A 25547-nucleotide genomic window follows, 5' to 3' on the forward strand; every position below is an offset into this window, starting at 1 on the left:
AACCGCAGGTTACTTTTTAATCGAACGACTCACGACGAGACCCCATGGCCACTCCCAGCGCTAGCTCTTATAACGCCGACGCCATCGAAGTCCTCTCGGGCCTCGACCCGGTGCGCAAACGCCCCGGCATGTACACCGACACCAGTCGGCCGAACCACCTTGCCCAGGAAGTCATCGACAACAGCGTCGACGAAGCCTTGGCCGGGCATGCCAAGTCGGTCCAGGTCATCCTGCACGCCGACCATTCCCTGGAAGTGTCCGACGACGGGCGCGGCATGCCGGTGGACATCCACCCGGAAGAGGGCGTGTCGGGTGTCGAGCTGATCCTCACCAAGCTGCACGCGGGCGGCAAGTTCTCCAACAAGAACTACCAGTTTTCCGGCGGCTTGCACGGTGTGGGTATTTCCGTGGTCAACGCCTTGTCCACGCAGGTGCGGGTCAAGGTCAAGCGCGACGGCAACGAATACCAGATGACCTTCGCCGATGGTTACAAGGCCACCGAGCTGGAAGTGGTCGGCACGGTCGGCAAGCGCAATACCGGGACCAGCGTGTACTTCGCGCCGGACCCGAAGTACTTCGATTCCCCGAAATTCTCCATCAGCCGTCTCAAGCACGTACTCAAGGCCAAGGCCGTGCTGTGCCCGGGCTTGCTGGTCAGTTTTGAAGACAAAGGCACCGGCGAAAAGGTCGAGTGGCACTACGAAGACGGCCTGCGCTCCTACCTCGAAGACTCGGTCAGCGAGTTCGAGCGCCTGCCCAACGAGCCGTTCTGCGGCAGCCTGGCAGGTAACAAGGAGGCCGTGGACTGGGCCTTGCTGTGGCTGCCCGAAGGGGGCGACAGCGTCCAGGAAAGCTACGTCAACCTGATCCCCACCGCCCAGGGCGGTACCCACGTCAACGGTCTGCGCCAGGGCTTGCTGGATGCCATGCGCGAATTCTGCGAATACCGCAGCCTGTTGCCGCGCGGTGTGAAGCTGGCGCCGGAAGACGTCTGGGAACGCATCGCCTTTGTGCTGTCGATGAAAATGCAGGAGCCGCAATTTTCCGGCCAGACCAAGGAGCGCCTGTCGTCCCGCGAGGCCGCGGCGTTTGTCTCGGGCGTGGTCAAGGATGCGTTCAGCCTGTGGCTCAACGAGCACCCGGAACTGGGCCTGGCCCTGGCGGAGCTGGCGATCAACAACGCCGGCCGTCGCCTCAAGGCCAGCAAAAAGGTCGAGCGCAAGCGCATTACCCAGGGCCCGGCATTGCCCGGCAAGCTGGCGGACTGCGCCGGCCAGGACCCGATGCGCTCCGAACTGTTCCTGGTCGAAGGTGATTCCGCCGGTGGTTCGGCCAAGCAGGCGCGGGACAAGGAATTCCAGGCGATCCTGCCGCTGCGCGGCAAGATCCTTAATACCTGGGAAGTCGATGGCAGCGAAGTCCTGGCCAGCCAGGAAGTGCACAACATCGCCGTGGCCATTGGCGTCGATCCAGGCGCCGAGGACATGAGCCAGTTGCGCTACGGCAAGATCTGCATCCTGGCCGACGCCGACTCCGATGGTCTGCACATTGCCACGTTGCTCTGCGCACTGTTCGTCCAGCATTTCCGCCCACTGGTGGATGCCGGTCACGTCTACGTGGCCATGCCGCCGCTGTACCGCATCGACCTGGGCAAAGAAATCTTCTACGCCCTGGACGAGGCTGAACGCGACGGCATCCTCGACCGCCTGGTGGCCGAGAAGAAGCGCGGCAAGCCACAAGTCACCCGATTCAAGGGCCTGGGTGAAATGAACCCGCCGCAACTGCGCGAAACCACCATGGACCCGAACACCCGGCGCCTGGTGCAGTTGACCCTCGAAGACTATGCCGCCACTTCGGAAATGATGGACATGTTGCTGGCCAAGAAGCGCGCCGGCGACCGCAAGGCCTGGCTGGAGTCCAAAGGCAACCTGGCCGAGGTATTGGGCTGATGCGCAGCGGTTTCGCCCTGGCGATACTGTTGTTGAGCGGGTTGGCAGCTACCTCAGTGGTTGCCCAGCCTGCGGCCGAGCTCAAGTTGTTGTCCGAACACCCGGTAGACGGCATACGCGGCGGCAACCTGTCGGGCCTGGCCTTGTGTGGCAAGGACTTGTGGACGGTCTCTGACCGCGACGACGACCAGATCTACCGCCTCGATACCCGCGCCGACACCTGGCAGGCCGAGACGGTAACGATCAACGTGCCGCCGGTGCCCGAGTCTGGCCTGCCCTGGGGCTTGCGCGCACGCACCACGGCGGCGTCGGTGATTCGCGGCGGCGACCTGGATTTTGAAGGCATCAGCTGTGACGCCGCGGGTAATCGCTATATCGTCAGCGAAGCCCATGCGGCCGTGCTGCAGGTGCCGGCAAGCGGTGATCCCGAGTGGCTGAAGATTGCCCCTGGCATGGTCCGCGAGGCGCGGGCCAGTGGCCTGTTGTTGCACTTCAATGCCCTGTTTGAGGGTTTGGCGGTCAACCCCGAGGGCAACCAGATCTGGCTGGCAGCCGAGCGTGAGCGGCGCGGGCTGATCTCGATCAAGCGCGGGCAAAGCGTTTGGGATTGTGATGGCCCGTGCGTACTGTTGAGCGAAGCCGGCCAGGAAATGCAACCGGCGCAGTTTCCGGGGGCCAAGGCGGTGTCCAAGGACTTTGCTGACCTGGCGTTGTTCAACGGCAAGCTGTTTACCCTGGAGCGCAACGCGTTCCAGATCTGCCGGCGCGACAGCGTGACGGCCAAGGTCGAGTTGTGCTGGTCGTATGCCGATGAGGCCCTGGTGCCCAATCGACGTTACCCCCAGAACTACGGCCTGGCGGAAGCCCTGTTGATTGACGCCGACGGCGCCTGGATTGGCATCGACAATAATTTCGGCGCTCGGGCCGATGCTGAAAAACGCCCGATGGTCTATCGTTTTGCCGCCCCGGCCGGTGGCTGGAGCGCCCAGCCTTGAGTGCGCAACCACCGGGCAAGCGTGCCGGGCGGGTGTTGATGTTCGTGGCCTGGGGTGCCGGACTGTTTCTGGCCACGCGGTTTTTCGGGCAATGGGAGGCGCGGCAGGAAAACCCCAATGCCGTGGTCTCCTCACAGCAACACGAGGGTTATATCGAAGTGAAACTGGTCGGCAACGGCCAGGGGCATTTCGTCGCCACTGGCCAGATCAACGGCCAGCCGGTGGATTTCATGCTCGATACCGGCGCCACCGATGTGGCGGTGCCGGCCGAGTTGGCCGAACGCCTGGGGCTCAAGCGCGGTTTGCCGGTGACCTTGAGCACCGCCAACGGCCGCAGCCAGGGCTATCGCACCCACCTCGACCGCCTGCAGTTGGGCGATATCGTCCTGCAGGACGTGCGCGCCCTGGTGGCGCCGGGGCTGGGTGGCGAGCAAGTGCTGTTGGGCATGAGCGCATTGAAACAACTTGAATTTACCCAGCGTGGCGGCACCTTGCTGCTACGCCAGACCAGACAATGATGAGGCCCGCATGAGTGACATCCTTGCAGACAGCTTAGACGGCGTAGAACGCCGGTCGCTGGCTGACTTCACCGAAAATGCCTACCTCAACTACTCCATGTACGTGATCATGGACCGTGCCTTGCCGCATATCGGTGACGGCCTGAAACCGGTACAGCGGCGCATTATCTACGCCATGAGTGAGTTGGGCCTGGACGCGGACTCCAAGCACAAGAAGTCGGCGCGTACCGTCGGTGACGTGCTCGGCAAGTTCCACCCCCACGGCGACTCGGCGTGCTACGAAGCCATGGTGCTGATGGCCCAGCCGTTCAGCTACCGCTACACCCTGGTCGATGGCCAGGGCAACTGGGGTGCGCCGGATGATCCCAAGTCGTTCGCCGCCATGCGTTATACCGAGGCGCGGCTGTCGCGTTACTCCGAAGTGCTGCTCAGCGAGCTGGGCCAGGGCACGGCAGACTGGGGCCCGAACTTCGACGGCACCCTCGACGAGCCATTGGTATTGCCGGCGCGCCTGCCCAATATCCTGCTCAACGGCACCACCGGCATTGCCGTGGGCATGGCCACTGATGTGCCACCGCACAACCTGCGTGAAGTCGCCACTGCCTGCGTGCGCCTGCTCGATGAGCCCAAGGCCACGGTTGAGCAACTGTGTGAGCATATCCAGGGCCCGGATTACCCGACCGAAGCGGAAATCATCACGCCGCGTGCCGACCTGCTGAAAATGTACGAGACCGGCAAGGGCTCGGTGCGCATGCGTGCGGTGTACCACATCGAAGATGGCGACATCATCGTCACCGCCTTGCCGCACCAGGTCTCCGGCGCCAAGGTGCTGGAACAGATTGCCGCGCTGATGCAGGCCAAACCGTCGAAGCTGCCGCAAGTGGCGGACCTGCGTGACGAGTCCGACCACGAGAACCCTTGCCGCATCGTGATCATCCCGACCAATAGCCGGGTCGATCACGAAGTGCTGATGCAGCATCTGTTTGCCAGCACCGAGCTGGAGTCCAGCTACCGGGTCAACGTCAACATCATTGGCCTGGACGGCAAGCCGCAGCTGAAAAACCTGCGCAACCTGCTGGTGGAGTGGCTGGAGTTCCGGGTCAATACCGTGCGCCGCCGCCTGCAGTTCCGCCTGGACAAGGTCGAGCGTCGCCTGCACCTGTTGGACGGCTTGCTGATCGCCTATCTCAACCTGGATGAAGTGATCCACATCATCCGCACCGCCGAGCACCCGAAAGCCGAGCTGATCGCGCGTTTCGAGCTGAGTGAGATCCAGGCGGACTACATCCTCGACACCCGCCTGCGTCAGTTGGCGCGCCTGGAAGAGATGAAGCTGCGCGACGAACAGGACGCGTTGCTCAAGGAACAAGCCAAGCTGCAAGCCCTGCTGGGCAGCGAAGCCAAGCTCAAGAAGTTGGTGCGCAGCGAATTGATCAAAGATGCCGAAACCTATGGCGACGACCGCCGCTCGCCGATTGTCGAGCGTGCCGAAGCCAAGGCCCTGACCGAAACCGAGCTGTTGCCCAACGAGAAAATTACCGTCGTTCTGTCGGAAAAGGGTTGGGTTCGTTCCGCCAAGGGGCATGATATTGATGCCACTGGCTTGTCGTACAAAGCCGGCGATGGGTTCAAGACCGCCGCAGCCGGGCGTTCCAACCAGTTCGCGGTGTTTATCGACTCCACCGGGCGCAGTTATTCGGTGCCGGCCCATACCCTGCCATCTGCACGGGGCCAGGGTGAGCCGTTGACCGGCCGCCTGGCGCCGCCGCCAGGGGCAAGTTTTGAGTGTGTATTGCTGCCCGATGATGACTCGCTGTACGTCATCGCCTCTGACGCCGGCTACGGTTTCGTGGTCAAGGGCGAGGATTTGCAGGCCAAGAACAAGGCGGGCAAGGCGCTGTTGAGCCTGCCGAACAACGCCAAGGTGATCCTGCCGCGTCCGGTCGAGGACCGTGAAGGCAATTGGCTGGCCTCGGTGACCACCGAGGGGCGTTTGCTGGTGTTCAAGATCAGCGACCTGCCGCAGTTGGGCAAGGGCAAGGGCAACAAGATCATTGGTATCCCAGGGGAGCGGGTGGCCAGTCGCGAAGAGTACGTGACCGACATCGCGGTGATCCCGGAAGGCTCTACCCTGGTGCTGCAGGCCGGTAAACGTACGCTGTCCCTGCGCCCTGATGACCTTGAGCATTACAAGGGTGAACGTGGACGCCGCGGGAACAAATTGCCCCGTGGCTTCCAGCGGGTGGATGCTTTGCTGGTAGAAACACCTGCTTAAAGCGATATAGAGCGCCCGATCTACGATTTAACGCGTAGATCGGCGCTTTCGCGCTGGAGTCATGGCGCATATTCACGGATGATATGGCCTTTCCAGCGCCGGCGTGGCTGAGCGCGTATAGGTTATTTTTAGTATTACATTGTGGTTTGCCTTGTGGCAGCCACCTGGATGGGATGATGACTGCTCCACGCCTTCCTTTATTTTTGATGCTCGCTGGCCTTTTGGGGTTGGCGGGTTGCACTACGCACCAACCGGTGTCGCTGTACCAGCTGGATAGCGGAAATCCGGCGCAGCCTGCGCAAAGTGCTGGCATGGCGGTCTTGCTCGGGCCGGTCGTGGTTGCCGATTACCTGCAACGTGAAACCCTGCTGCAACGCCAGGACGATGGCAGCCTGCAAGGCTCCATCGACGGCCGTTGGGCCGGTAGCCTGTCTTCGGATATCAACCAGTTGATGCTGCGCCAGGTGGCCGGCCATCTGGACAGCCAGCGTGTGGTGCTGTCGCCGGCGCCCACCAGCTTCACGCCGGATGTGCAGGTGTTGCTGACCATTACGCGTCTGGACTCCGGGGCTTCGCAGCCGGCCATCCTTGACGCGCAATGGCGCCTGATCGACCGCCGTGGCCAGGTGCGGGACAACCGCATCGTGCATCTGCAGGAGCAGCATGCCGGTAGCACCGCTTCCCAGGTCCAGGCCCAGGGCGTGTTGTTGCAGCGTTTGGCTGAGCAGTTGTCGGTTGCCCTCAAGCCATTGGCCAACCAGCCACCGATTGCCGAGGCCCCGCGCAAGCAGGCCCCGGCGCCGGCCAAGCCGGCAGCCCCGGAAAAGCCCAAGATCCCGATGGCATCGCCGATTCGTACGGATATGGAAGTGTTCAGGTTCTGACCTGAATCGCAGCCAAATAAAAGGCCCGCTGAGTAAGCGGGCCTTTTTGTTTGGCGCAGATCCAATGTGGGAGCGGGCTTGCCCGCGATAGCGCAGTGTCAGTCGACACCTGATGACTGATCCAGCGCTATCGCGGGCAAGCCCGCTCCCACACAAGCCTGTGTCACATTGCTGGCTTGTTGCGGGTCTCATGCATCCGTGCCAACTGACGTTCCAGCATCGACGGGTAAGGCTCCATCAGGCGCTCTACACAGCACGCGCCTTCAGGGCTGGCAATCGGGCGGATACGTGCGCGTTGGCGGATCAAGGCGTCGTCGCTGATCTTGCGCTCCACCAGCAGCAGGTTGCGGCTGTGTTGCGACAAGGCCAGGGCGTCCTGGGCGTTTTCGGTCAGCAGCAGATCAATCTGGCTCATGCCATACAGATCATCGCCCAATGTCAGGCCCAGTTGCAGTTGCAGGGTGATGCCGCTGTCGGCGACTTCGATCTGCAAGGCATGACCCAGGGCGCGCAGCAGTTCACCGCAGCAGATGGCATTGGTCAGGTAGTCTTCGCCGCTGTCTTCGCTGTGAAACAGCATCAACGTGCTGCCGTCGTTCAGGGTGTGCAGTTCGCTCTGGTACAGCGAGGCCGCCTGGTCCAGACAGTCGCGGTAGCGTTCCAGCAACTCGGTCAGGCGTGCCCGTGGCAGGCGGCGCAATTGCTCCTGGGCGCCCAGTTGCACGGCCAATACCGCGCTGTGCTGGGGCTGGCTGCTCGCAGGCCGAGGCGCGACCACCGGGCTTGGCGCCGACTCGTCACGCAGGTCGGCAAACGGATCGTCATCGTCCAGGCTGTCTTCTTCGGCCTTGATGGCCGTACGCGGTGCCGGCTTGAGGCCAGCCATCGGCGTCGACTCGTCGAAGCTCGGATCGCGCAGGTTGCGCACTTCGAACTCGGGTTCGTCGTCATAGTCGGTGTCGTCGAACTCCGGCTCGGGCTTGGCTTCAGGTATGACCGGCTCCGGGGCAAAGCTGGTGTGCAACTGGCGGGCAAGGTCGCCGATCTCATCCTGGCGGTCGGTGGCCGGGGTGTGTTCGTCGATATCGCGCAGCCAGATGCGCAATTGCATCAGCGGCGTGGAGATATGCCGGCCCAGGCGCAGGCTCAAGGCCAGGGCCAAGGCCAGCAGGATCGCGCTGAGGATGCCCATGCTTTGCAGGCTGATGGTCATCGGCTGCTGGAACTGTTGCATGTCCAGGCTGATGCGCAATTGGCCGGCTTTCACATCCTGAAACGTGATATTGCTCTGGTACAGGCCTTCGGCCTCACCCAGCAGGCCGTTTTTCGGGCGTTGCCCGGCTTCGGCCATGATCCGGTTGTCCACGCTGTAGATGGCCGCGTGGGCCACCAGCGGGTTCTTGGTCAGGTTGTTGAGCAGCACGTTGAGGCTGAGGATGTCGTTGGACACCAACAGCTCGGTCGCCGAGGTGGCGGTCTGGGTCGTCAAGCTCTCGCCCAGGGCGTCGGCTTGCTCGTGCATGGCCTGTTTGAACTGCAAACCCATCACGCAGGCGTAGATCACCAGGGCCAGGGCGACCAGGATCACGTTATGGCTGGCGATGCGTAATGCGATCGGTACACGGCGGTGGCGCAGTGCCCGGAAGATCAGCAGGAAGAAGTTATCGGTTTTTACTGGCGTGGGCCGGTTCACTTGCGCTCGGCTCTTGGTCCGTGAAGTTGACGCGCAGTATAGCGACAGGCCCAAGACCGGCAAAGCGCTGGCTGTGCCCGATGGTCACTGAAAGTGGGTAGAATGCGGTTTTTTTCCAGCTCGGGGGTGCGCTTTGCGCGAAATTGTCCTGATTAACATCACCGGTGTTGACCGTCCGGGTCTTACCGCAGCCATTACCGGTGTTCTGGCCCAGGGTGGCGTGACCATTCTCGACATCGGCCAGGCCGTGATCCACGACACCCTGTCGTTCGGCATCCTGGTGGAGATTCCAGATACCGAACAGGCGTCGTCTGTGCTCAAGGACATCCTGTTTACCGCCTATAAGCTGGACCAGCAGGTGCGTTTCACCCCGGTATCCGAAGCGGATTACCAGCACTGGGTGGCCGGCCAAGGCAAGAAACGCCACATCGTCACCCTGCTGACGCGCAAGGTCACCGCTGAACAATTGCAGCGGGTCAGCTCGATCACTGCGCAATATGGCTTGAATATCGACCATATCGACCGTCTGTCGGGTCGCATGCCCCTGGACACCCCGGCGGACCAGGGCAAGGGCTGCATCGAGTTCTCCGTGCGCGGTGAGCCGGCTGACCCGCAAGCCTTGCGCGCCGAGTTCCTCAGCGTGGCCCAGGAACTGAACGTGGATATCGCCTTCCAGGAAGATTCGCTGTTCCGTCGTAACCGGCGCCTGGCGGTGTTCGACATGGACTCGACTCTGATCGAAGCCGAAGTTATCGACGAGTTGGCCAAGGCCGCAGGTGTGGGCGAGCAAGTCTCGGCGATCACCGAGCGCGCCATGGCCGGCGAGCTGGATTTTCGCGCCAGCTTCAAGGAGCGCCTGGCATTGCTCAAGGGCCTGGACGTCAGCGTCCTCGATTCCATCGGCGCCTCCCTGCGCTTGACCGAAGGTGCCGAAACCCTGTTCGCCGAACTCAAGCGCCTGGGCTACAAGACCGCGATCCTCTCGGGCGGCTTTACCTACTTCGCCAAGCAATTGCAGGCCAAGCTGGGCATCGACTACGTGTTCGCCAACGAGCTGGAAGTGGTGGATGGCAAGGTGACGGGCGTGGCGGTCGAACCGATTGTCGATGCGCAACGCAAGGCTGACTTGCTCAAGGAGCTGGCACACAAGGAAGGTTTGCGTCTGGAGCAGACCATTGCGGTCGGCGACGGCGCCAACGACCTGCCGATGCTGGCTATTGCGGGGTTGGGCGTGGCCTTCCGGGCCAAGCCGCTGGTCAAGCAATCGGCCAAGCAGGCGATTTCGACCTTGGGGCTGGATGGTGTGTTGTATCTGTTGGGGCTGCGTGACCGCGACGGTCAATAACGACAGGAACGCGGTCAAAAATGTGGGAGCGGGCTTGCTCGCGAAGGCGGTGTGTCAGTCAACTAAGGTGTCACACCGCTTTCGCGAGCAAGCCCGCTCCCACATTTGATTTTCGCTGTATTCGGATCAGGCTTTTGGCAGCGCGATACCCTGGCCCATCTGCACCGGCGTTCCCGCCACCAGTTCTTCAGCCCATTTCACCTGATCCGGCCCAAACAGCACGATAGCGGTCGAACCCAGCTTGAAACGCCCCAGTTCCGCACCTTTTTCCAGGTGGATCGGCGCACGGGCGGCTTCGTCGTAGCGCACGGTTTTCAGCTCGCGCTTGGGCGGCGTTACCAGGCCGGCCCATACGGTTTCAATCGACGCGACAATCATCGCGCCCACCAATACCACGGCCATCGGGCCGCGTTCGGTGTCGAACAGGCAAACCACACGCTCGTTACGCGCAAACAACTCCGGCACGTTTTCGGCCGTGGTCTGGTTGACCGAGAAAATCCGCCCAGGCACGTAGACCATTTCCCGCAGGGTGCCGGCCAGTGGCATGTGCACGCGGTGGTAGTCCTTCGGCGACAGGTAAATGGTGGCAAAGTCGCCGCCCATGAACGGTGCGGCAACGGCGGCGTCGCCACCGAGCAGTTCCAGCACGCTGAAACTGTGGCCCTTGGCCTGGAACACGCGGCCGTGCTCGATCGGGCCGAGCTGGCTGACCGCGCCGTCTGCCGGGCTCAGCACCGCGCCTGGGGTTGGGTCCAGGGGGCGGGCGCCGTCTTTCAGGGCACGGGTGAAGAAGGCGTTGAAGTGCTCGTAAGCGGTCACGTCTTCTACCAGCGCCTGGGACATATCCACCTGGTAGCGCTTGGCGAACCAGGTGGTGAAGGCATTTTTAAACCAGCGCACACGGCATTCGGCAATGCAGCCGGCCAGGCGCGACAGCAGGTGGTGGGGCAGCAGGTACTGGCTGAGGATAAACAAACGCTTTTTCATGAACTGTCCTTAAACCTTAAATCTCAACGGGGGTGTCGGGGTGGTTGCCCCATTCGCCCCAGGAACCGGCATAACCTTTGACTCGCGGATAACCGAGCGCCTTGGCCACCAGGTAGGTGAAGCCAGAACGGTGGTGAGTCTGGCAGTGGGTAATGATTTCTTTGTCTTTGGTCAGGCCCAGGCCTTCGAGGATCTGCGGCATGTCGCGGCGGATCCGCAGGTTGCGTGCCTTGTCCATGCCCGCCGTCCATTCGAAGTTGACTGCGCCGGGAATATGCCCGCCCTTGGCCGCGAGGACTTTTTCGCCGCTGTATTCCAGCGGGCCACGGGCATCCCAGATGCCCAGGTCGGCAGCGCCGAGGCGGCTTTGCAGGTATTCGCGGGTGGCCGTGGGCTCGTCGTGCAGGGTCAGGCTGACCGGGCCGCCGACGGCTGCGGTGACCTCGGTGGACACGGGGTGCTGTTCATCCAGCCATGCCAGTAGGCCGCCATCAAGGTAGTGATATTTCTTGTGGCCGATCACGTCGAGCAACCAGATAAACCGCCCGGCCCAGCCGCCGCCTTCGTCGTCATACACCACGTAGGTGGCATCCGGGGTGTGGCCCAGTTCGCCGAACAGTTTCTCCAGGTCGGCCTTGGCCGGCAGCAGCCCTGGGGCCGGTGGCTGGCCCAACTGGGTGCGCTTGGGATCGACAAAGTGCGCGCCGGGGATATGCCCCTGGGCATAACGGGCGGCGCTGGTGAGGTCCACCAGAATCAACGGCTCGGCGGCGAGGCGACTAAGCAGGTCGCTGGGTTCGATCACCAGCGGCAAGCCAGAAAAGTCAGGCATGTGAGGTCTCCCGGGCGCTAGGTTGGGTGATAAAAGAGGGCGATTGTAACGCAAGCATCAAGCGGTGCGGTTGGTAAAGCAGTGCAGGGCTTTCTCGATGCATTGGGCGGTTTTGCCGAAGGCCTGCACGGTGGTTTCGGAGAACGGCCCGCCCCCCTGGTCGGCAATCATCAGCATCACCACCCGGCCGTTACAGCTCAGGGAGCGCAGCAGCAAATGCTCGCCGACGAACAGGCGCCGCAATGAAGCAGGCAGCAGCACCGCGAATTGTGCGTGATTTTCCGGGTTGAGGCGCACTTGCGCAGGCTTCTCCAGCAAGCGTTGCAGCAGCGTGCTTTGTGCGGACTCAAGGCTCAGGTTGGCAGCGTCCTTGGGCAGGCCATCGACCTGATGCACGCGCAAAGTGGCCAAGGCCTTGTCGGCCATCAGCAACATCACGCGCTGCATGCCACTGGCAACCAGGGCCTCCTTGGCGCAGGTGGTCAAGTGCATCGCATTGGCGAAGCGGCTGGGCTCCACCAGCAGCTCAGTACAACGCTTGCGCCACACCGCCAGGGCTTCGGCGGTCGGCGGCGGTGCGGGCAGCAGGCCGCGATGCACTCGTTGCACATGCCACGGCCAGATCAACGCCAGTGCCGGATGCCAGAGACCGGCGGTCAGGGTATGGCGCGCGCTGATGACCGCCTGTTGGTGCACCTGTTGCTGCACGTCGGCCAATGGTTGTTGCAGGTACAACGCGGTGAGGTACTGCCAGCGCTGGGTATGGGGGCAGGCCCAGGATTCCTGGGCCGCCAGTGCCATGCCATTGGCCAGCAGCACGGTATTGGCCGGCTGGTTCAGCCAGCGCCGCAGCGCCGGGTCGGCATCGAGTTTTTGCTGCTGGCTCAACGGCACTTCATCGCGGGCGATGTGCAGGGCCTTGACCAGTAAGCGTTGTTCCTTGAGCAGCAGTTGGTAGCCCTGGGACACCCAGATCGGCAGGCGCCAGGCCTCGGTCAGCTCCAGGCACAGTGCCAGCAGGGGCACGCCAAACAATTCCTGTTCGACCTTGCGTGCCGATTGACCCTTGTGGATCACCCGCAGCTCCCATTCCTCCAGGAGCTTGGGGTAGGCAACGGCCATCGGCCACAGCGGTGAAAGAAACAGCAGGCTGCCCCAATGAATATCCTGCCACAGGCGCGCCAGGCGGCTGGCAAACAGGCCGCTGGCTTGCTGCGAGGCATGCTGGCTGATCAGCTGCAATTGGCGCAGGGCCACGGGGATTTCATTGAGCGGCACTGACGGCAGGCGCGCGAGCAGTTCTTCGGTGCGCTTGAGGCCGAGGCGGTTGATCGCCACTTCAAGGTTTTCTGCGGGCTCTGCCAGGCTGCCGTGGGCCTGGTTGTTGGCTTCACGCATGACGCTCAGGACCAGTGCCGGGCTGTCTTGCATCAGCTCTGCAATATCTCGCAACGAACGGCGACTGTCGCCGATGGCCTTGCACACGGCAATGTGGCTCGCCTGCGGGACGGGCAGGAGAACCTCGTCCAGACGCTTGATCCAGCCAGCCAGAGAGTTGGGTTTTGTAGTTGGGACTGTCGTTTCGTTTGCCATGATTGGGGCGCGATCATCACTTGCGGTCAACACGCCCGGAGTGGGCCGAACTGGCTTTTCGCCTTAACGGGCTATAGTCTGGCGCAGTTTTGCCGATAAGTAGAAGAAGAGTTTTTAGATCTTCCGAATATGTCCATGAACCCGACGGCGCAAGTACTCATCCCCTATGGCTAAAATTATCGGCATCATCGTCGTCATCGCAAGCGTGCTCGGCGGATACGTTCTGTCCCACGGTAAAATTGCTGCGCTGATCCAGCCCTTCGAAGTGCTGATCATCGGCGGTGCGGCGTTTGGCGCTTTCCTGCAGGCCAACCCTAGCTACATGACCATGCACGTGATCAAAAAGTCGCTGGGCATGTTCAGCTCGCGCTTTTCCCACACGTTCTATCTGGAAGTACTGGGCCTGGTCTACGAGATCCTTAACAAGAGCCGCCGCGAAGGCATGATGGCCATCGAGGCGGATATCGAGGACGCCGCAGCGAGCCCGATCTTCGCCAAGTACCCGGCCGTGCTCAAGGATGACCGCATGACCGCCTATGTCTGCGACTACCTGCGCATCATGTCCTCCGGCAACATGGCCCCCCACGAGCTGGAAGGCCTGTTCGACATGGAGCTGTTCAGTCTCAAGGAAGAACTCGAGCACCCATCCCACGCCGTGACCGGTATCGCCGACGGCATGCCCGGTTTCGGTATTGTCGCGGCAGTACTGGGGATCGTGGTGACCATGGCGTCCCTGGGCGAAGGCGACCAGGCGGCCATCGGTATGCACGTCGGCGCGGCGCTGGTGGGGACCTTCTTCGGTATTCTCGCGGCCTATGGCTTCTTTGGCCCGCTGGCCACCTCCCTGGCCCACGACGCCAAGGAAGAGCTGAATATCTACGAAGCGATCAAGGCGTCCCTGGTGGCTTCGGCTTCCGGCATGCCGCCATCCCTGGCGGTGGAGTTCGGGCGCAAGGTGCTGTATCCGAAGCACCGTCCAAGCTTTGCCGAGCTGGAACAAGCAGTTCGCGGTCGCTAAGCCATGGAAAACAACCAGCCGATTATCATCAAGCGCGTCAAGCGCTTCGCTGCCGGGCACCACGGTGGTGCCTGGAAAATTGCCTTCGCTGACTTTGCGACGGCGATGATGGCGTTCTTTTTGGTGTTGTGGCTGATGTCCACCGCGACGCCGGAACAGAAGATCGCCATCGCCGGTTACTTCAAGGACCCCATTGGGTTTTCCGAGAGCGGCACGCCGTTTGTGATCGACTTGGGCGGCTCGCCCGAATTGGCCCCTGAGCGCACCATCAACCCGGAGGTGCAAACCGAAGCGCCCCAGGAAAATATCCCGATCGAACGCCAGACCGTCGAGAGCATGGCCGAACAGGTCGAGCAGGAACGCCTGGAGTTGTTACTGCAAGAGTTGCAGAACAAGGTCGATGAAAACCCGCAACTGCAAAAATTCAAGGATCAGATCCACTTCGATATCACCCAGGACGGCCTGCGTATCCAGATCATGGATGCGGCCAATCGACCGATGTTCGACTCTGGCAGTGCGCGCCTGAAGTCTTACTTCGAAGACATCCTGCTGGCCATGGCCGACACCATCAAGGCGGTGCCGAACAAGATCAGCGTCAGCGGCCACACCGATGCCAAGCCGTATTCGGGCCTGGGCGATTTCGGTAACTGGGAGTTGTCGGCTAACCGTGCCAACGCCGCCCGCCGCGTGCTGGTGGCCGGCAGCTATCCGGATACCCAGGTGGCGCGCGTCGTGGGCTTTGCTTCATCCCAGCTGTTTGATGTCCAGGACCCGTTCAACCCGATCAACCGGCGCATTGATATTGTGGTGCTGACCAAAAAGGCCCAGCGTGCCATCGAAGGCGAGCAGGGTGCCCCTGCGCCGGTACCGACCCAGGGCGAGGGCGCACCGGGTGAAGTGCCGGTAGACCCGAATGCCCTGCCACCCGAGCAGCAGCCGTTGCCGGCCCATGAGTTGCGGCAGAAGCTGAATCTGTTTGATGAGGGCGGGGTAAAGGCTCCTACGGTGCCTGCGCCAGGCTCGTAGGCGTACCGTCTAAATGAAAGCGCCCCGATCAGTCGGGGCGTTTTTACTTGTGCTCAAAGTGGGAGGTAGGCTTTGACGCCACTGATCACGCCTTGCATATCATCGGTATTCAGCCGCGGTACGAAGTACTCCCGACCTTTGGAGCGGGTCTTTCTATGCAGCTTGTCGAGGCGCTCGAAACTCACGGTATAGATCATGTCGCACTTCACCCACAGCTCTTTGTAGCCATCGGACTGAAGGGGGTTGATGTGTAACAGGTGGTGCCAGGCATGCTGGACTTCGGGGGCAGTAGAGGAGATCGGGACTACAGTGCACAGCCTGCGATTGTGGCTGGAGGTAAGGGATATCACCACGACTTTACGGATCTTCAGCATTTCAGGGGCGACAAAGCCTCGTGTGAAATCGCAGAGAAGAACATCGCCTTGTTTGGGGTGATAGTAGAGAGTCAATCGAATGTCGCGCAAAAGCAAAGCCGCCCGAAGGCGGCTTCATTCGACACGCAGTGGAGCTTGCTTCGCCCCTTCTGCGCCGCTGGATCAACTCCGGGAAGGATCCAGACTCCTGCCGACTTTCGCCGGTAACGGAGTGATTATGGGCATCAGGAATTCCGAATTCAAGCTGGCTTGTGTCAACGAGCTACCCAGTTGTCCTGAATTCTTGATGCCGGCCCCTATTAAATCAATGGAGTAGGGGGTTGCAGGCTGCACTTAAAGTGTATCGAGGCATGGCCACTCAGTAACTGCTTTCCGGCAAACTCGCGATGATCGAGCGATAGCTGTTCATGCGTTGTTGCTGCACGCGCCCGTCTTCCAGGGCCTTGAGCAACGCACAACCCGGCTCGCGGTCGTGCTTGCAGTCGCGGAAGCGGCACGTGCCGATCAAGTCGTTGAACTCGATGAAACCCGCTTCTACATCTGCGCGGCTGACGTGGCCCAGGCCGAATTCACGGATGCCGGGGGAGTCGATCAGCTCGCCACCGCCCGGGAAGTGGAACAGGCGTGCGGTGGTGGTGGTGTGCGTACCCTGGCCGGACAGCTCCGACAGCGGGCCGACGCGGGTCTCGACTTCCGGTAGCAGGCTGTTGACCAGCGACGACTTACCCACGCCCGACTGGCCGACGAACACGCTGATGCGCCCGTCCAACTGCTGTTGCAGCTGTTCCATGCCGTTGCCATGGTGTGCCGAGACTTCCAGCACCGGGTAGCCCAACTGCCGATACACCGCAAGCAACGCATTCAGCGCCGGGGCGTTCTGGTCGTCGATCAGGTCGAATTTGTTCAGCAGCAACAGCGGGCGGATGCCGGCGTGCTCGGCCGCCACCAGGTAGCGGTCGATCAGGTTGGCGTGTGGCTCGGGCAGCGGGGCGAAGACGATGACAATCATGTCGACGTTGGCCGCCACCGGCTTGAGTTGGCCACGGCTGTCCGGGCGGCGCAGTTCGGTGCTGCGCGGCAGTTGCGCGACGATCACCCCGATGCCTTGGTTGCCGGCACGCCACACCACTTTGTCGCCGGTTACCAGGGCCGGCAGGTTGGCGCGCAGGTGGCAGCGGAACACTTCGCCGGCCAGTTCGCCTTCCAGGGCCTCGACTTCGACCTGCACCCCAAAGTGCGCGATCACCAGGCCCGTTTGTTCGGGGCCCAGGTCGCCACCCTCCAGCGCTTCCACGGCGGAAGATTCACGTTTGGCGGCGCGGGCAGCGCGTTCACCCTGGATTTTTTCGATGCGCCAGTTTTGGCGACGGTTGAGCTGGCGTTTGGCCATTGGTGTTCCGTGTCGATAATGCAAAGGTTGGATAAAACGGTCGCGAGTCTAGCACGCCCCGCCTGCTAAACTGCGCAGCTACGCCAAGGTGCCAAGGAACCACGACATGCAAAACCCACAGAACCTGATTTGGATCGATCTGGAAATGACCGGTCTGAACCCTGACACCGACGTCATCATCGAGATGGCGACCATTGTCACCGACAGCAACCTCAACACCTTGGCCGAAGGTCCGGTGATCGCCATCCACCACAGCGACGCGGTGCTGGCCACCATGGACGAGTGGAACACCCGCACCCACGGTAACTCGGGCCTTACCCAGCGCGTGCGCGACAGCCGCATCAGCATGGCCGAGGCTGAGGCCCAGACGATTGCCTTCCTGGAAAAGTGGGTGCCCAAGGGCAAGTCGCCGATCTGTGGCAACAGCATCTGCCAGGACCGCCGCTTCCTTTATACCCATATGAAGGGGCTGGAAAGCTACTTCCACTACCGCAACCTCGATGTGTCGACCTTGAAAGAACTGGCCGCGCGTTGGGCGCCAGAGGTCAAGGACAGCTTCCATAAGGGCAGCACCCACCTGGCCCTGGATGATATCCGCGAGTCGATTGCCGAGTTGCAGCATTACCGCAAGCATTTCATCAAGGCTTGAGTTCGTGGCGCCAGGGCTGGCGCCATCGCGGGCAAGCCCGCTCCCACAGTTGCTGTGTGGTGTGTGCAAAGTTCTGTGCCCTGCCCAGATCCCCTGTGGGAGCGGGCTTGCCCGCGATGGCGGTGGGACAAGTAAGGATGTATCGACTGACCTACCGCTATCGCAGGCAAGCCACACATTTGATCGCATTCCACGTGTGGGCATGCTCGGTCTTTCGCCGAGCGCCCCCTTTTGGTGCCCTCGCCAAATGATTAGACTGCGCGCCTCTTTGCAAGGATCGCCATCATGCTGCTGATGCTCTACCTCATCGCCATCACCGCCGAAGCCATGACCGGCGCCTTGTCCGCCGGCCGTCGTGGCATGGACTGGTTTGGCGTGGTGTTGATCGCCTGCGTGACGGCGCTGGGTGGCGGTTCGGTGCGCGATGTGTTGCTCGGCCATTACCCGCTGACCTGGGTCAAACACCCGGAATACCTGGTGCTGACCTCGGTAGCGGCATTGGTGACGATCTTTATCGCCCCGCTGATGCGCCACTTGCGCTCACTGTTTTTGGCGCTGGACGCCGTAGGTCTGGTGGCTTTCACCCTGATCGGCTGCATGACGGCCCTGGAAATGGGGCACGGCATGCTGGTGGCCTCGGTCAGCGGGGTGATCACCGGAGTCTTCGGCGGGATCCTGCGGGATATTTTCTGTAACGATATTCCGTTGATCTTCCGCCGCGAGTTGTATGCCAGCGTGTCGTTCCTCGCCGCCTGGTGCTACATGCTGTGCATCTACCTCGAACTGCCCAGCGAGCAAGCGATTCTGCTCACCCTGTTCAGCGGTTTTCTACTGCGACTGCTGGCCATCCGCTTTCACTGGGAAATGCCCAAGTTCGTCTACAACGACGAACATTGACGCGTCGCGTGCTGGTTCAGCGCCCATTCGACATGTTCGCGGACCAGTTCGGAGGGGTAGTCCCGGCGCGCCTTCAAGGCTTCCAGCACCGGAATGCTGGAAGGCGCGTTGCCCAGGCCCACGGCCAGGTTACGCAGCCAACGCTCATAACCGGCGCGGCGTAGCGGCGAGCCTTCGGTGCTGCTGAGGAATTTATCCTCATCCCACATAAATAACTCGGCCAGTTCGGCGTTATCCAGGTTGTGGCGCGGCTTGAAATCGCTTTCTCCTGAAGGTCGGGCGAAACGATTCCACGGGCAAACGATCTGACAGTCATCGCAGCCGAACACGCGGTTGCCAATCAGTGGCCGCAGATCCTCGGGGATTGCGCTCTTGAGCTCGATGGTCAAGTAGGAAATGCAGCGCCGGGCGTCCAGCACATAGGGTCCGACGAAGGCATTGGTGGGGCAGATGTCCAGGCAGGCGGTGCAGCGGCCGCAGTGTTCGGTGCTGTGGGGCGGGTCTACGGGCAGTGGCAGGTCGACGAACAGTTCGCTGAGGAAGAAGTAGCTACCGGCCTTGCGGTTGAGGACCAGGGTGTTTTTGCCGATCCAGCCCAGGCCGGCTTGTTCGGCGATGGCTTTTTCCAGCACTGGGGCGCTGTCGACGAAGGCGCGAAAACCAAACGGTCCGATCTGTGCCTGGATGCGGTCGGCCAGTTGCTGCACGCGCTTGCGGATCAGCTTGTGGTAGTCGCGGCCCAGGGCGTAGCGGGAGATATAGGCTTTTTCGGGTTGGGCCAGCAGTTGCGCCATTTGCGTATCGCCGGGCAGGTAATCCATGCGCAGGGACACCACACGCAAGGTGCCTGGTACTAGTTCGTCCGGGTGCGAGCGTTTGCTGCCATGGGCGCCCATGTAGTCCATCTCGCCGTGGTAGCCCGCGTCGAGCCAGCGCTGCAGGTGCTGTTCATGCTCGGCCAGGTCCAGGCCGCTGATGCCGACTTGTTGAAAGCCCAGCTCGCGACCCCAGTCTTTGATCGATTGGGCGAGGGCGGGCAGATCGGTGGTAATAGCAGGCATGAGACGAGAGAAACCGCAGGTTAGATGCGTATAATTCTGCCAGACATCGGAGCTTGAAGACGCATGCCGCAGACAAAACACGAAATAACCGACGTGCAGCCCCTGTTGCCCGGCCAATTGCCGCAACTGGCTGCGCGTTCCCCAGAGGCCCACAAGGGGCAGTTTGGCCACGTCCTGGTGATTGGTGGCGACCATGGTTTTGGTGGTGCCGCGCTACTGAGTGCCGAAAGCGCCTTGCGCAGCGGTGCTGGCCTAGTGTCCCTGGCGACCCGCAGTGAACATGTCCCTGCCGCTTTGACCCGCTTGCCGGAAGTCATGGTGCGCGGCGTGCATTCGGCCAATCAGTTGATGGGCTTGCTGGAAAAAGTCTCGGTGATGGTTGTCGGCCCTGGCCTGGGCGACATGGCGTGGGGCAAAAGCCTGCTGTCGGTGGCCGCCAATGCCCGGCAACCCCAGGTCTGGGATGCCGATGCGCTGAACCTGCTGGCCGCAGGCCATGTAACCTTGCCGGCCGATTGCGTGATCACTCCGCACCCAGGGGAGGCGGCGCGGCTGATGGGGATCTCGACAGCCGAGGTTCAGGCCGACCGGCTTAAGGTGGCGCGCGCGCTGAGCCAGAAATTCAATGCAGTCACGGTGCTCAAGGGCGCGGGCAGCCTGATCGCCAGCCCGGATGGGCGGGTGGCGCGCTGTGACCAGGGGCATCCGGCCATGGCATCGGCGGGCCTGGGGGATGTGCTCGCCGGCTTGACCGGCGCGCTGCTGGCCCAAGGCATGCCGGCGTTCGAGGCCGCCAGCCTGGCAGTGTGGTTGCACGCCACGGCCGGCGATCGTCAGGGCACCTTGGGTCGCGGCCTGGTGGCCAGTGACCTGATTCCCGCCATTCGTCAGTTGTTGGAGGAGCAGTCACCGTGTCTGAAGTAACGCTGTTTATAGCGGATGAAGAGGCCATGGTGGCTCTCGGCAAGAGCATTGCCGAGATCACCGGGGGTGTGGGCCTGATTTTTCTGCAAGGTGATCTGGGCGCCGGCAAAACCACGCTGTCGCGCGGCATCATTCGCGGGCTTGGGCATAGCGGTGCAGTGAAAAGTCCGACGTTCACCCTGGTAGAACCTTACGAGATCGGTGAGGTGCGGGCGTTCCATTTCGACCTGTATCGCCTGGTGGATCCCGAGGAATTGGAGTACATGGGCATCCGCGATTACTTCGATGGCGACGCCTTGTGCCTGATCGAGTGGCCGGACAAGGGCACAGGCTTTTTGCCAAAGCCCGACCTGACCATTACCATTACTGCGCATAACCATGGGCGTCAGTTGAAATTGTTGTCCCAGAGCGCGCGCAGTGAGTCCTGGTGTGCCGCTTTGGCTTTGAAATTCTAATAATGGGTGGGTTAGGTATGCGCTTTCGCGCGTTGGTTGCTGTCGTGGGGGTGTTGCTTGCGGCAATGACTGTCAATGCTCTGGCTGCTTCACAGGTGAAAAGTGTGCGCCTGTGGCGAGCTCCGGATAACACGCGACTGGTGTTCGACCTGTCTGGCCCGGTCCAGCACAGTGTCTTTACCCTGACGGCGCCTGATCGCCTGGTGATTGACATCAATGGTGCGACCCTGGCCGCGCCCCTGAAGGTCTCCACTGCGAACACGCCGATTACCGCGATGCGCTCGGCCCAGCGCACGCCGACCGACCTGCGGGTGGTCATCGACCTGAAAAAGGTCGTGACGCCGAAGAGTTTTTCCCTCGCGCCGAACGCCCAGTATGGCAACCGCCTGGTGGTCGATCTGTTCGATAACCCTGCCGATGCGGCGCCAGCCCCGGCACCTGCGCCTTCGGTCGCCACCACGCCAGCCGTGCCGGTCAGCCCCGCGCAGCCCCAGGTCAAGTTGCCACCGCTGCCGCCAGCCCCGGCCGGCAAACGTGACGTCATCGTGGTGATCGACGCCGGCCACGGCGGTGAAGACCCGGGCGCCTCGGGCTCCCGTGGCCAGCACGAAAAAGACGTGGTCCTGGCCATCGCTCGCGAATTGCAGCGCCAGATCAACGGGATGAAAGGCTACCGCGCCGAATTGACCCGTACCGGCGACTACTTCATCCCGCTGCGCGGGCGTACCGAAATCGCCCGCAAGAAGGGCGCCGACCTGTTCGTGTCGATCCACGCCGACGCCGCCCCGTCGAAGGCCGCCTTTGGCGCCTCGGTGTTTGCCCTGTCGGATCGTGGTGCCACATCCGAGACCGCACGCTGGCTGGCCGACAGCGAAAACCGTTCCGACTTGATCGGCGGTGCCGGCAACGTGTCCCTGGATGACAAGGACCGCATGCTCGCGGGTGTATTGCTGGATCTGTCGATGACTGCCTCGCTGACCTCCAGCCTGAACGTCGGGCAGAAAGTCCTGACCAACATGGGCCGGGTCACCCCGTTGCACAAGCAGCGGGTGGAGCAGGCCGGGTTTATGGTGCTCAAGTCGCCGGATATCCCGTCGATCCTGGTCGAAACCGGCTTTATCTCCAACGCCAACGAAGCCAACAAGCTGGCCAGCGCCAGCCACCAGCAGGCGCTGGCGCGCTCCATCAGTTCCGGCGTGCGTCAGTTCTTCCAGCAGAACCCGCCGCCGGGCACCTATATCGCCTGGCTGCGGGACTCCGGGAAAATCGCCCAGGGCCCGCGTGACCATCGGGTGCAGCCCGGCGACACCGTGGCCATGCTGGCCGTGCGTTTCCAGGTCTCGGCCGCCACCTTGCGCAGCGCCAACAACCTGAAAACCGATGAACTGAAAGTCGGCCAGGTGTTGACCATCCCCGGCACTGAATTGGCAGCACAGTAATGAGCGAATCGGTATTGAACAGCGCTTCGCGCATCGAACTGCTCAGCCCGCGGCTGGCCAACCAGATCGCTGCGGGCGAGGTGGTTGAGCGCCCGGCCTCGGTGATCAAGGAACTGCTGGAAAACAGCCTCGACTCCGGCGCCAAGCGCATCGACGTGGATGTCGAGCAGGGCGGCGTCAAGCTGCTGCGGGTGCGCGACGACGGTAGCGGGATTTCCTCGGACGACCTGCCGCTGGCACTGGCACGCCATGCCACCAGCAAAATCCGTGACCTGGAAGACCTTGAGCGGGTAATGAGCCTGGGCTTTCGTGGTGAGGCGCTGGCGTCAATCAGCTCCGTGGCGCGCCTGACCCTGACTTCCCGCACCCGTGGCGCCGAACAGGCCTGGCAGGTAGAAACCGAAGGCCGCGACATGGCCCCTCGGGTCCAGCCGGCAGCCCATCCAGTGGGCACCTCGGTGGAAGTGCGCGACCTGTTCTTCAATACCCCGGCGCGGCGCAAATTCCTCAAGGCCGAAAAAACCGAATTCGATCACCTGCAAGAAGTCATCAAGCGCCTGGCCCTGGCGCGTTTTGATGTGGCCTTCCACCTGCGCCACAACGGCAAGACCATCCTCAGCCTGCATGAGGCCAATGACGATGCCGCCCGCGCCCGACGCGTGTCGGCAATCTGTGGCGCAGGCTTCCTGGAACAGGCGCTGCCGATTGAGATCGAGCGTAACGGCCTGCATTTGTGGGGTTGGGTCGGCCTGCCGACGTTCTCCCGCAGCCAGGCAGACTTGCAGTATTTCTTTGTGAATGGCCGTGCCGTGCGCGACAAGCTGGTGGCCCATGCGGTGCGCCAGGCCTATCGCGACGTGCTGTTCAATGGTAGGCACCCAACCTTTGTACTGTTTTTTGAAGTGGACCCCGCGGTGGTCGACGTCAACGTGCACCCGACCAAGCACGAGGTGCGCTTCCGTGACGGGCGCATGGTCCATGACTTCCTCTATGGCACCTTGCATCGCGCCTTGGGCGATGTGCGCCCGGACGATCAACTGGCGGCGCCGATTGTCACCGCCGTCGTCCGCCCGACAGGGCCGGAGGCCGGTGAATTCGGGCCCCAGGGCGAAATGAGCCTGGCGGCCAACCTGCTGCAATCGCCGCAAGCCCAGCCAAGTTACCCGGCGCCGGGTTCCGGCGCGGGGGCGGGCTATCAGTATCAATACACCCCGCGTCCGCAATCGGCGGTGCCGGTGGCCGAGGCCCAGGCGGCCTATCGCGAATTCTTCGCGCCGCTGCCCGGTGCCGAGCCGGGCGCAGTGGCCCTGCCGGAAGGCGGCGGTGATATCCCGCCCCTGGGTTATGCCCTGGCCCAGCTCAAGGGCATCTATATCCTCGCGGAAAACGCCCACGGCCTGGTGCTGGTGGACATGCACGCGGCCCACGAACGGATCATGTACGAGCGCCTGAAGATCGCCATGGCCAGTGAAGGCCTGAGCGGCCAGCCATTGCTGGTGCCGGAGTCCCTGGCGGTGAGCCAGCGGGAAGCCGATTGCGCCGAGGAGCACCACGCGGTGTTCCAGAAACTGGGTTTTGAGTTGCAGCGCCTGGGCCCGGAAACCCTGGCCATCCGGCAGATTCCCGCCTTGCTCAAGCAGGCCGAGGCCAATCGGCTGGTGGCCGACGTGCTGGCGGACCTGATGGAATACGGCACCAGTGACCGGATCCAGGCGCATATCAACGAACTGCTCGGCACCATGGCCTGCCACGGCGCGATCCGCGCCAACCGGCGCCTGGCCCTGCCGGAAATGAACGGCCTGCTGCGGGACATGGAAAACACCGAGCGCAGTGGCCAGTGCAACCATGGCCGACCGACCTGGACCCAAATGGGCCTGGATGATCTGGACAAACTATTCCTGCGCGGCCGCTGATGAGCTCTCTACCTCCCGCCATCTTCCTGATGGGCCCGACGGCCGCCGGCAAGACAGACCTTGCGATCGAGCTGACCAAGGTTTTGCCGTGTGAGCTGATCAGTGTCGATTCAGCCCTGGTATACCGGGACATGGACATTGGTACCGCCAAGCCCTCCAAGGAGCTGTTGGCCGCCCATCCCCATCGACTGATCGACATTATTGATCCGTCGCAAAGCTACTCGGCGGCGGATTTTCGTACTGATGCCCTGGCGGCAATGGCTGAAATCACCGCGCGGGGCAATATCCCGCTGCTGGTGGGCGGCACGATGCTCTATTACAAGGCGCTGCAGGAAGGTTTGGCCGACATGCCGCCCGCCGATCCGCAGGTGCGCGCCGAAATCGAAGAAGAGGCTGCGCGCCTTGGTTGGCAGGCCCTGCACGAGCAATTGGCGGCGATTGACCCGGTATCTGCCGCGCGCATTCACCCCAACGACCCCCAGCGCCTGAGCCGGGCTCTGGAAGTCTGGCGCGTGAGTGGCCAGACAATGACGGCCCATCGCCTCAGACAATCTGCGCAAAGTACTGACGCAGGCACCTCTGGACCGGGACAATTGCCCTATACTGTCGCCAATCTGGCTATCGCTCCGGCGAATCGGCAGGTGCTGCATGAACGAATTGCACAAAGATTCACAATTATGTTGGAACAGGGGTTCGTGGAGGAGGTCGTAGCACTGCGTTCAAGAGGTGATCTGCATCCGGGATTGCCTTCGATACGTGCTGTAGGCTACCGCCAAGTCTGGGATCATCTGGATGGCAAGCTGACGTCAGCCGAAATGCAGGAGCGCGGCATTATTGCCACGCGCCAATTGGCAAAACGCCAGTTCACTTGGCTGCGCAGCTGGACTGACCTGCATTGGCTGGACAGTCTGGATTGCGACAATCTGTCACGCGCCTTGAAATACTTGGGAACGGTCTCCATATTGAGCTGAGTCCTTGCAATTGCCGTCTATCCTTGGGGGTGTGACGGTCACAAGCTATCTATTTTTCCGATTTTTTATTATTGATCCTTAAAGGAGTGCGGCACATGTCAAAAGGGCATTCGCTACAAGACCCTTACTTGAATACTTTACGTAAAGAGAAAGTTGGGGTTTCCATCTATCTGGTCAACGGCATCAAGCTGCAAGGTACGATCGAGTCTTTCGACCAGTTCGTGATCCTGCTGAAAAACACCGTCAGCCAGATGGTCTACAAACACGCTATCTCGACAGTAGTGCCGGTTCGTCCAATTCGTCTGCCTAGCGCAACCGAATCCGAACAGGGTGACGCTGAGCCAGGTAACGCCTGATAG

The 25547-nt window shown here is 62.0% G+C and carries 23 protein-coding genes; 16 read left to right on the top strand and 7 right to left on the bottom strand.

Translation table 11 applies throughout. The features are described from left to right. The first annotated feature begins 44 nt into the window (after nt 1-44). The 5 genes from parE to HBR94_RS07765 all read left to right on the top strand — a co-directional run bounded on the left by parE (nt 45) and on the right by HBR94_RS07765 (nt 6621). On the top strand, nt 45-1949 hold the full coding sequence (parE, locus tag HBR94_RS07745; protein WP_057437361.1) for a DNA topoisomerase IV subunit B: 1905 nt from the start codon (nt 45-47) through the stop codon (nt 1947-1949). Continuing rightward, complete coding sequence (locus HBR94_RS07750; protein ID WP_170044471.1) at nt 1949-2944, top strand: esterase-like activity of phytase family protein; 996 nt, start codon at nt 1949-1951, stop codon at nt 2942-2944. Before parE ends, HBR94_RS07750 begins: the two co-directional genes overlap by 1 nt. Then, on the top strand, nt 2941-3462 hold the full coding sequence (locus tag HBR94_RS07755) for a TIGR02281 family clan AA aspartic protease (protein ID WP_170044472.1): 522 nt from the start codon (nt 2941-2943) through the stop codon (nt 3460-3462). The genes HBR94_RS07750 and HBR94_RS07755 overlap by 4 nt, the downstream gene beginning before the upstream one ends. Before the next feature lie 10 nt (nt 3463-3472). Continuing rightward, complete coding sequence (gene parC / locus HBR94_RS07760; RefSeq protein ID WP_057437367.1) at nt 3473-5737, top strand: DNA topoisomerase IV subunit A; 2265 nt, start codon at nt 3473-3475, stop codon at nt 5735-5737. 176 nt (nt 5738-5913) lie between these two features. Next, nucleotides 5914-6621 (top strand): ABC-type transport auxiliary lipoprotein family protein, encoded by a 708-nt coding sequence (locus tag HBR94_RS07765; protein ID WP_057444497.1) that lies wholly within the window; start codon nt 5914-5916, stop codon nt 6619-6621. A 163-nt stretch (nt 6622-6784) separates the two neighbouring features. Here the strand turns inward: HBR94_RS07765 and HBR94_RS07770 are convergent, their stop codons facing one another. Further along, a complete protein-coding gene (locus tag HBR94_RS07770) occupies nt 6785-8314 on the bottom strand; it encodes an AhpA/YtjB family protein (RefSeq protein ID WP_057437372.1) in 1530 nt (509 codons plus the stop codon). A 133-nt stretch (nt 8315-8447) separates the two neighbouring features. Between HBR94_RS07770 and serB the strand changes: the two genes are divergently transcribed. Continuing rightward, complete coding sequence (gene serB / locus HBR94_RS07775; RefSeq protein ID WP_115127251.1) at nt 8448-9659, top strand: phosphoserine phosphatase SerB; 1212 nt, start codon at nt 8448-8450, stop codon at nt 9657-9659. 126 nt (nt 9660-9785) lie between these two features. Here serB and asd read toward each other — a convergent pair whose 3' ends face one another. From asd to HBR94_RS07790, 3 genes are read right to left on the bottom strand one after another with little or no spacing between them, the layout of a single operon-like run. Beyond that, a complete protein-coding gene (gene asd, locus HBR94_RS07780) occupies nt 9786-10646 on the bottom strand; it encodes an archaetidylserine decarboxylase (protein WP_057437374.1) in 861 nt (286 codons plus the stop codon). A gap of 16 nt (nt 10647-10662) precedes the next feature. Then, nucleotides 10663-11478 (bottom strand): thiosulfate sulfurtransferase, encoded by an 816-nt coding sequence (rhdA, locus tag HBR94_RS07785; protein WP_170044473.1) that lies wholly within the window; start codon nt 11476-11478, stop codon nt 10663-10665. 57 nt (nt 11479-11535) lie between these two features. After that, on the bottom strand, nt 11536-13071 hold the full coding sequence (locus HBR94_RS07790) for an HDOD domain-containing protein (RefSeq protein WP_120731391.1): 1536 nt from the start codon (nt 13069-13071) through the stop codon (nt 11536-11538). Between the two features lie 166 nt (nt 13072-13237). Between HBR94_RS07790 and motA the strand changes: the two genes are divergently transcribed. Both motA and motB read left to right on the top strand, forming a co-directional pair. Further along, nucleotides 13238-14089, top strand: coding sequence for a flagellar motor stator protein MotA (motA, locus tag HBR94_RS07795; RefSeq protein ID WP_120731393.1), 852 nt, complete (start codon nt 13238-13240; stop codon nt 14087-14089). 3 nt (nt 14090-14092) lie between these two features. Then, nucleotides 14093-15115 (top strand): flagellar motor protein MotB, encoded by a 1023-nt coding sequence (gene motB / locus HBR94_RS07800; protein WP_128593134.1) that lies wholly within the window; start codon nt 14093-14095, stop codon nt 15113-15115. 53 nt (nt 15116-15168) lie between these two features. On the opposite strand, the gene HBR94_RS07805 is transcribed toward motB, so the two are convergent. After that, a complete protein-coding gene (locus tag HBR94_RS07805) occupies nt 15169-15579 on the bottom strand; it encodes a type II toxin-antitoxin system PemK/MazF family toxin (RefSeq protein WP_234451175.1) in 411 nt (136 codons plus the stop codon). A 268-nt stretch (nt 15580-15847) separates the two neighbouring features. Next, nucleotides 15848-16879, bottom strand: a complete 1032-nt coding sequence (gene rsgA / locus HBR94_RS07810) for a small ribosomal subunit biogenesis GTPase RsgA (RefSeq protein WP_057437388.1) — start codon at nt 16877-16879, stop codon at nt 15848-15850. Between the two features lie 106 nt (nt 16880-16985). Here rsgA and orn point away from each other — a divergent pair, with 106 nt between their 5' ends. Further along, a complete protein-coding gene (orn, locus tag HBR94_RS07815; RefSeq protein WP_003188046.1) occupies nt 16986-17528 on the top strand; it encodes an oligoribonuclease in 543 nt (180 codons plus the stop codon). Nucleotides 17529-17810: 282 nt separating this feature from the next. Beyond that, on the top strand, nt 17811-18425 hold the full coding sequence (locus HBR94_RS07820) for a trimeric intracellular cation channel family protein (RefSeq protein ID WP_169851492.1): 615 nt from the start codon (nt 17811-17813) through the stop codon (nt 18423-18425). Here HBR94_RS07820 and queG read toward each other — a convergent pair. Then, the gene (gene queG, locus HBR94_RS07825) at nt 18407-19486 is read right to left on the bottom strand and encodes a tRNA epoxyqueuosine(34) reductase QueG (protein ID WP_057958149.1); all 1080 of its coding nucleotides are present in this window, start codon (nt 19484-19486) and stop codon (nt 18407-18409) included. The genes HBR94_RS07820 and queG overlap by 19 nt on opposite strands. A gap of 63 nt (nt 19487-19549) precedes the next feature. Here queG and HBR94_RS07830 point away from each other — a divergent pair, with 63 nt between their 5' ends. The 6 genes from HBR94_RS07830 to hfq all read left to right on the top strand — a co-directional run bounded on the left by HBR94_RS07830 (nt 19550) and on the right by hfq (nt 25544). Further along, entirely contained in the window at nt 19550-20410 is an 861-nt protein-coding gene (locus HBR94_RS07830) for an NAD(P)H-hydrate dehydratase (protein ID WP_057437392.1), read from the top strand. Further along, entirely contained in the window at nt 20398-20865 is a 468-nt protein-coding gene (gene tsaE, locus HBR94_RS07835; RefSeq protein WP_057437400.1) for a tRNA (adenosine(37)-N6)-threonylcarbamoyltransferase complex ATPase subunit type 1 TsaE, read from the top strand. The genes HBR94_RS07830 and tsaE overlap by 13 nt, the downstream gene beginning before the upstream one ends. Nucleotides 20866-20882: 17 nt before the next feature. Further along, nucleotides 20883-22304 (top strand): N-acetylmuramoyl-L-alanine amidase, encoded by a 1422-nt coding sequence (locus HBR94_RS07840; RefSeq protein ID WP_115129351.1) that lies wholly within the window; start codon nt 20883-20885, stop codon nt 22302-22304. A gap of 14 nt (nt 22305-22318) precedes the next feature. Beyond that, a complete protein-coding gene (mutL, locus tag HBR94_RS07845) occupies nt 22319-24217 on the top strand; it encodes a DNA mismatch repair endonuclease MutL (RefSeq protein ID WP_162947781.1) in 1899 nt (632 codons plus the stop codon). After that, nucleotides 24217-25188 (top strand): tRNA (adenosine(37)-N6)-dimethylallyltransferase MiaA, encoded by a 972-nt coding sequence (gene miaA, locus HBR94_RS07850; protein WP_057958151.1) that lies wholly within the window; start codon nt 24217-24219, stop codon nt 25186-25188. Before mutL ends, miaA begins: the two co-directional genes overlap by 1 nt. A gap of 95 nt (nt 25189-25283) precedes the next feature. After that, on the top strand, nt 25284-25544 hold the full coding sequence (hfq, locus tag HBR94_RS07855; RefSeq protein WP_010221594.1) for an RNA chaperone Hfq: 261 nt from the start codon (nt 25284-25286) through the stop codon (nt 25542-25544). Nucleotides 25545-25547 lie beyond the last annotated feature (3 nt).

Origin of the sequence: Pseudomonas sp. WS 5412 (assembly GCF_012985615.1) — a bacterium.
GTDB classification, from domain to species: Bacteria; Pseudomonadota; Gammaproteobacteria; order Pseudomonadales; family Pseudomonadaceae; genus Aquipseudomonas; species Aquipseudomonas shahriarae.

Excerpts from the sequence above, each read along its gene's own strand:
- parE (WP_057437361.1), top strand. The coding sequence starts at position 45 with ATGGCCACTCCCAGCGCTAGCTCTTATAACGCCGACGCCATCGAAGTC.
- HBR94_RS07750 (WP_170044471.1), top strand. The coding sequence starts at position 1,949 with ATGCGCAGCGGTTTCGCCCTGGCGATACTGTTGTTGAGCGGGTTGGCA.
- parC (WP_057437367.1), top strand. The coding sequence starts at position 3,473 with ATGAGTGACATCCTTGCAGACAGCTTAGACGGCGTAGAACGCCGGTCG.
- HBR94_RS07765 (WP_057444497.1), top strand. The coding sequence starts at position 5,914 with ATGACTGCTCCACGCCTTCCTTTATTTTTGATGCTCGCTGGCCTTTTG.
- asd (WP_057437374.1), bottom strand. The coding sequence starts at position 10,646 with ATGAAAAAGCGTTTGTTTATCCTCAGCCAGTACCTGCTGCCCCACCAC.
- rhdA (WP_170044473.1), bottom strand. The coding sequence starts at position 11,478 with ATGCCTGACTTTTCTGGCTTGCCGCTGGTGATCGAACCCAGCGACCTG.
- HBR94_RS07790 (WP_120731391.1), bottom strand. The coding sequence starts at position 13,071 with ATGGCAAACGAAACGACAGTCCCAACTACAAAACCCAACTCTCTGGCT.
- motA (WP_120731393.1), top strand. The coding sequence starts at position 13,238 with ATGGCTAAAATTATCGGCATCATCGTCGTCATCGCAAGCGTGCTCGGC.
- motB (WP_128593134.1), top strand. The coding sequence starts at position 14,093 with ATGGAAAACAACCAGCCGATTATCATCAAGCGCGTCAAGCGCTTCGCT.
- rsgA (WP_057437388.1), bottom strand. The coding sequence starts at position 16,879 with ATGGCCAAACGCCAGCTCAACCGTCGCCAAAACTGGCGCATCGAAAAA.
- orn (WP_003188046.1), top strand. The coding sequence starts at position 16,986 with ATGCAAAACCCACAGAACCTGATTTGGATCGATCTGGAAATGACCGGT.
- queG (WP_057958149.1), bottom strand. The coding sequence starts at position 19,486 with ATGCCTGCTATTACCACCGATCTGCCCGCCCTCGCCCAATCGATCAAA.
- HBR94_RS07830 (WP_057437392.1), top strand. The coding sequence starts at position 19,550 with ATGCCGCAGACAAAACACGAAATAACCGACGTGCAGCCCCTGTTGCCC.
- HBR94_RS07840 (WP_115129351.1), top strand. The coding sequence starts at position 20,883 with ATGCGCTTTCGCGCGTTGGTTGCTGTCGTGGGGGTGTTGCTTGCGGCA.
- miaA (WP_057958151.1), top strand. The coding sequence starts at position 24,217 with ATGAGCTCTCTACCTCCCGCCATCTTCCTGATGGGCCCGACGGCCGCC.
- hfq (WP_010221594.1), top strand. The coding sequence starts at position 25,284 with ATGTCAAAAGGGCATTCGCTACAAGACCCTTACTTGAATACTTTACGT.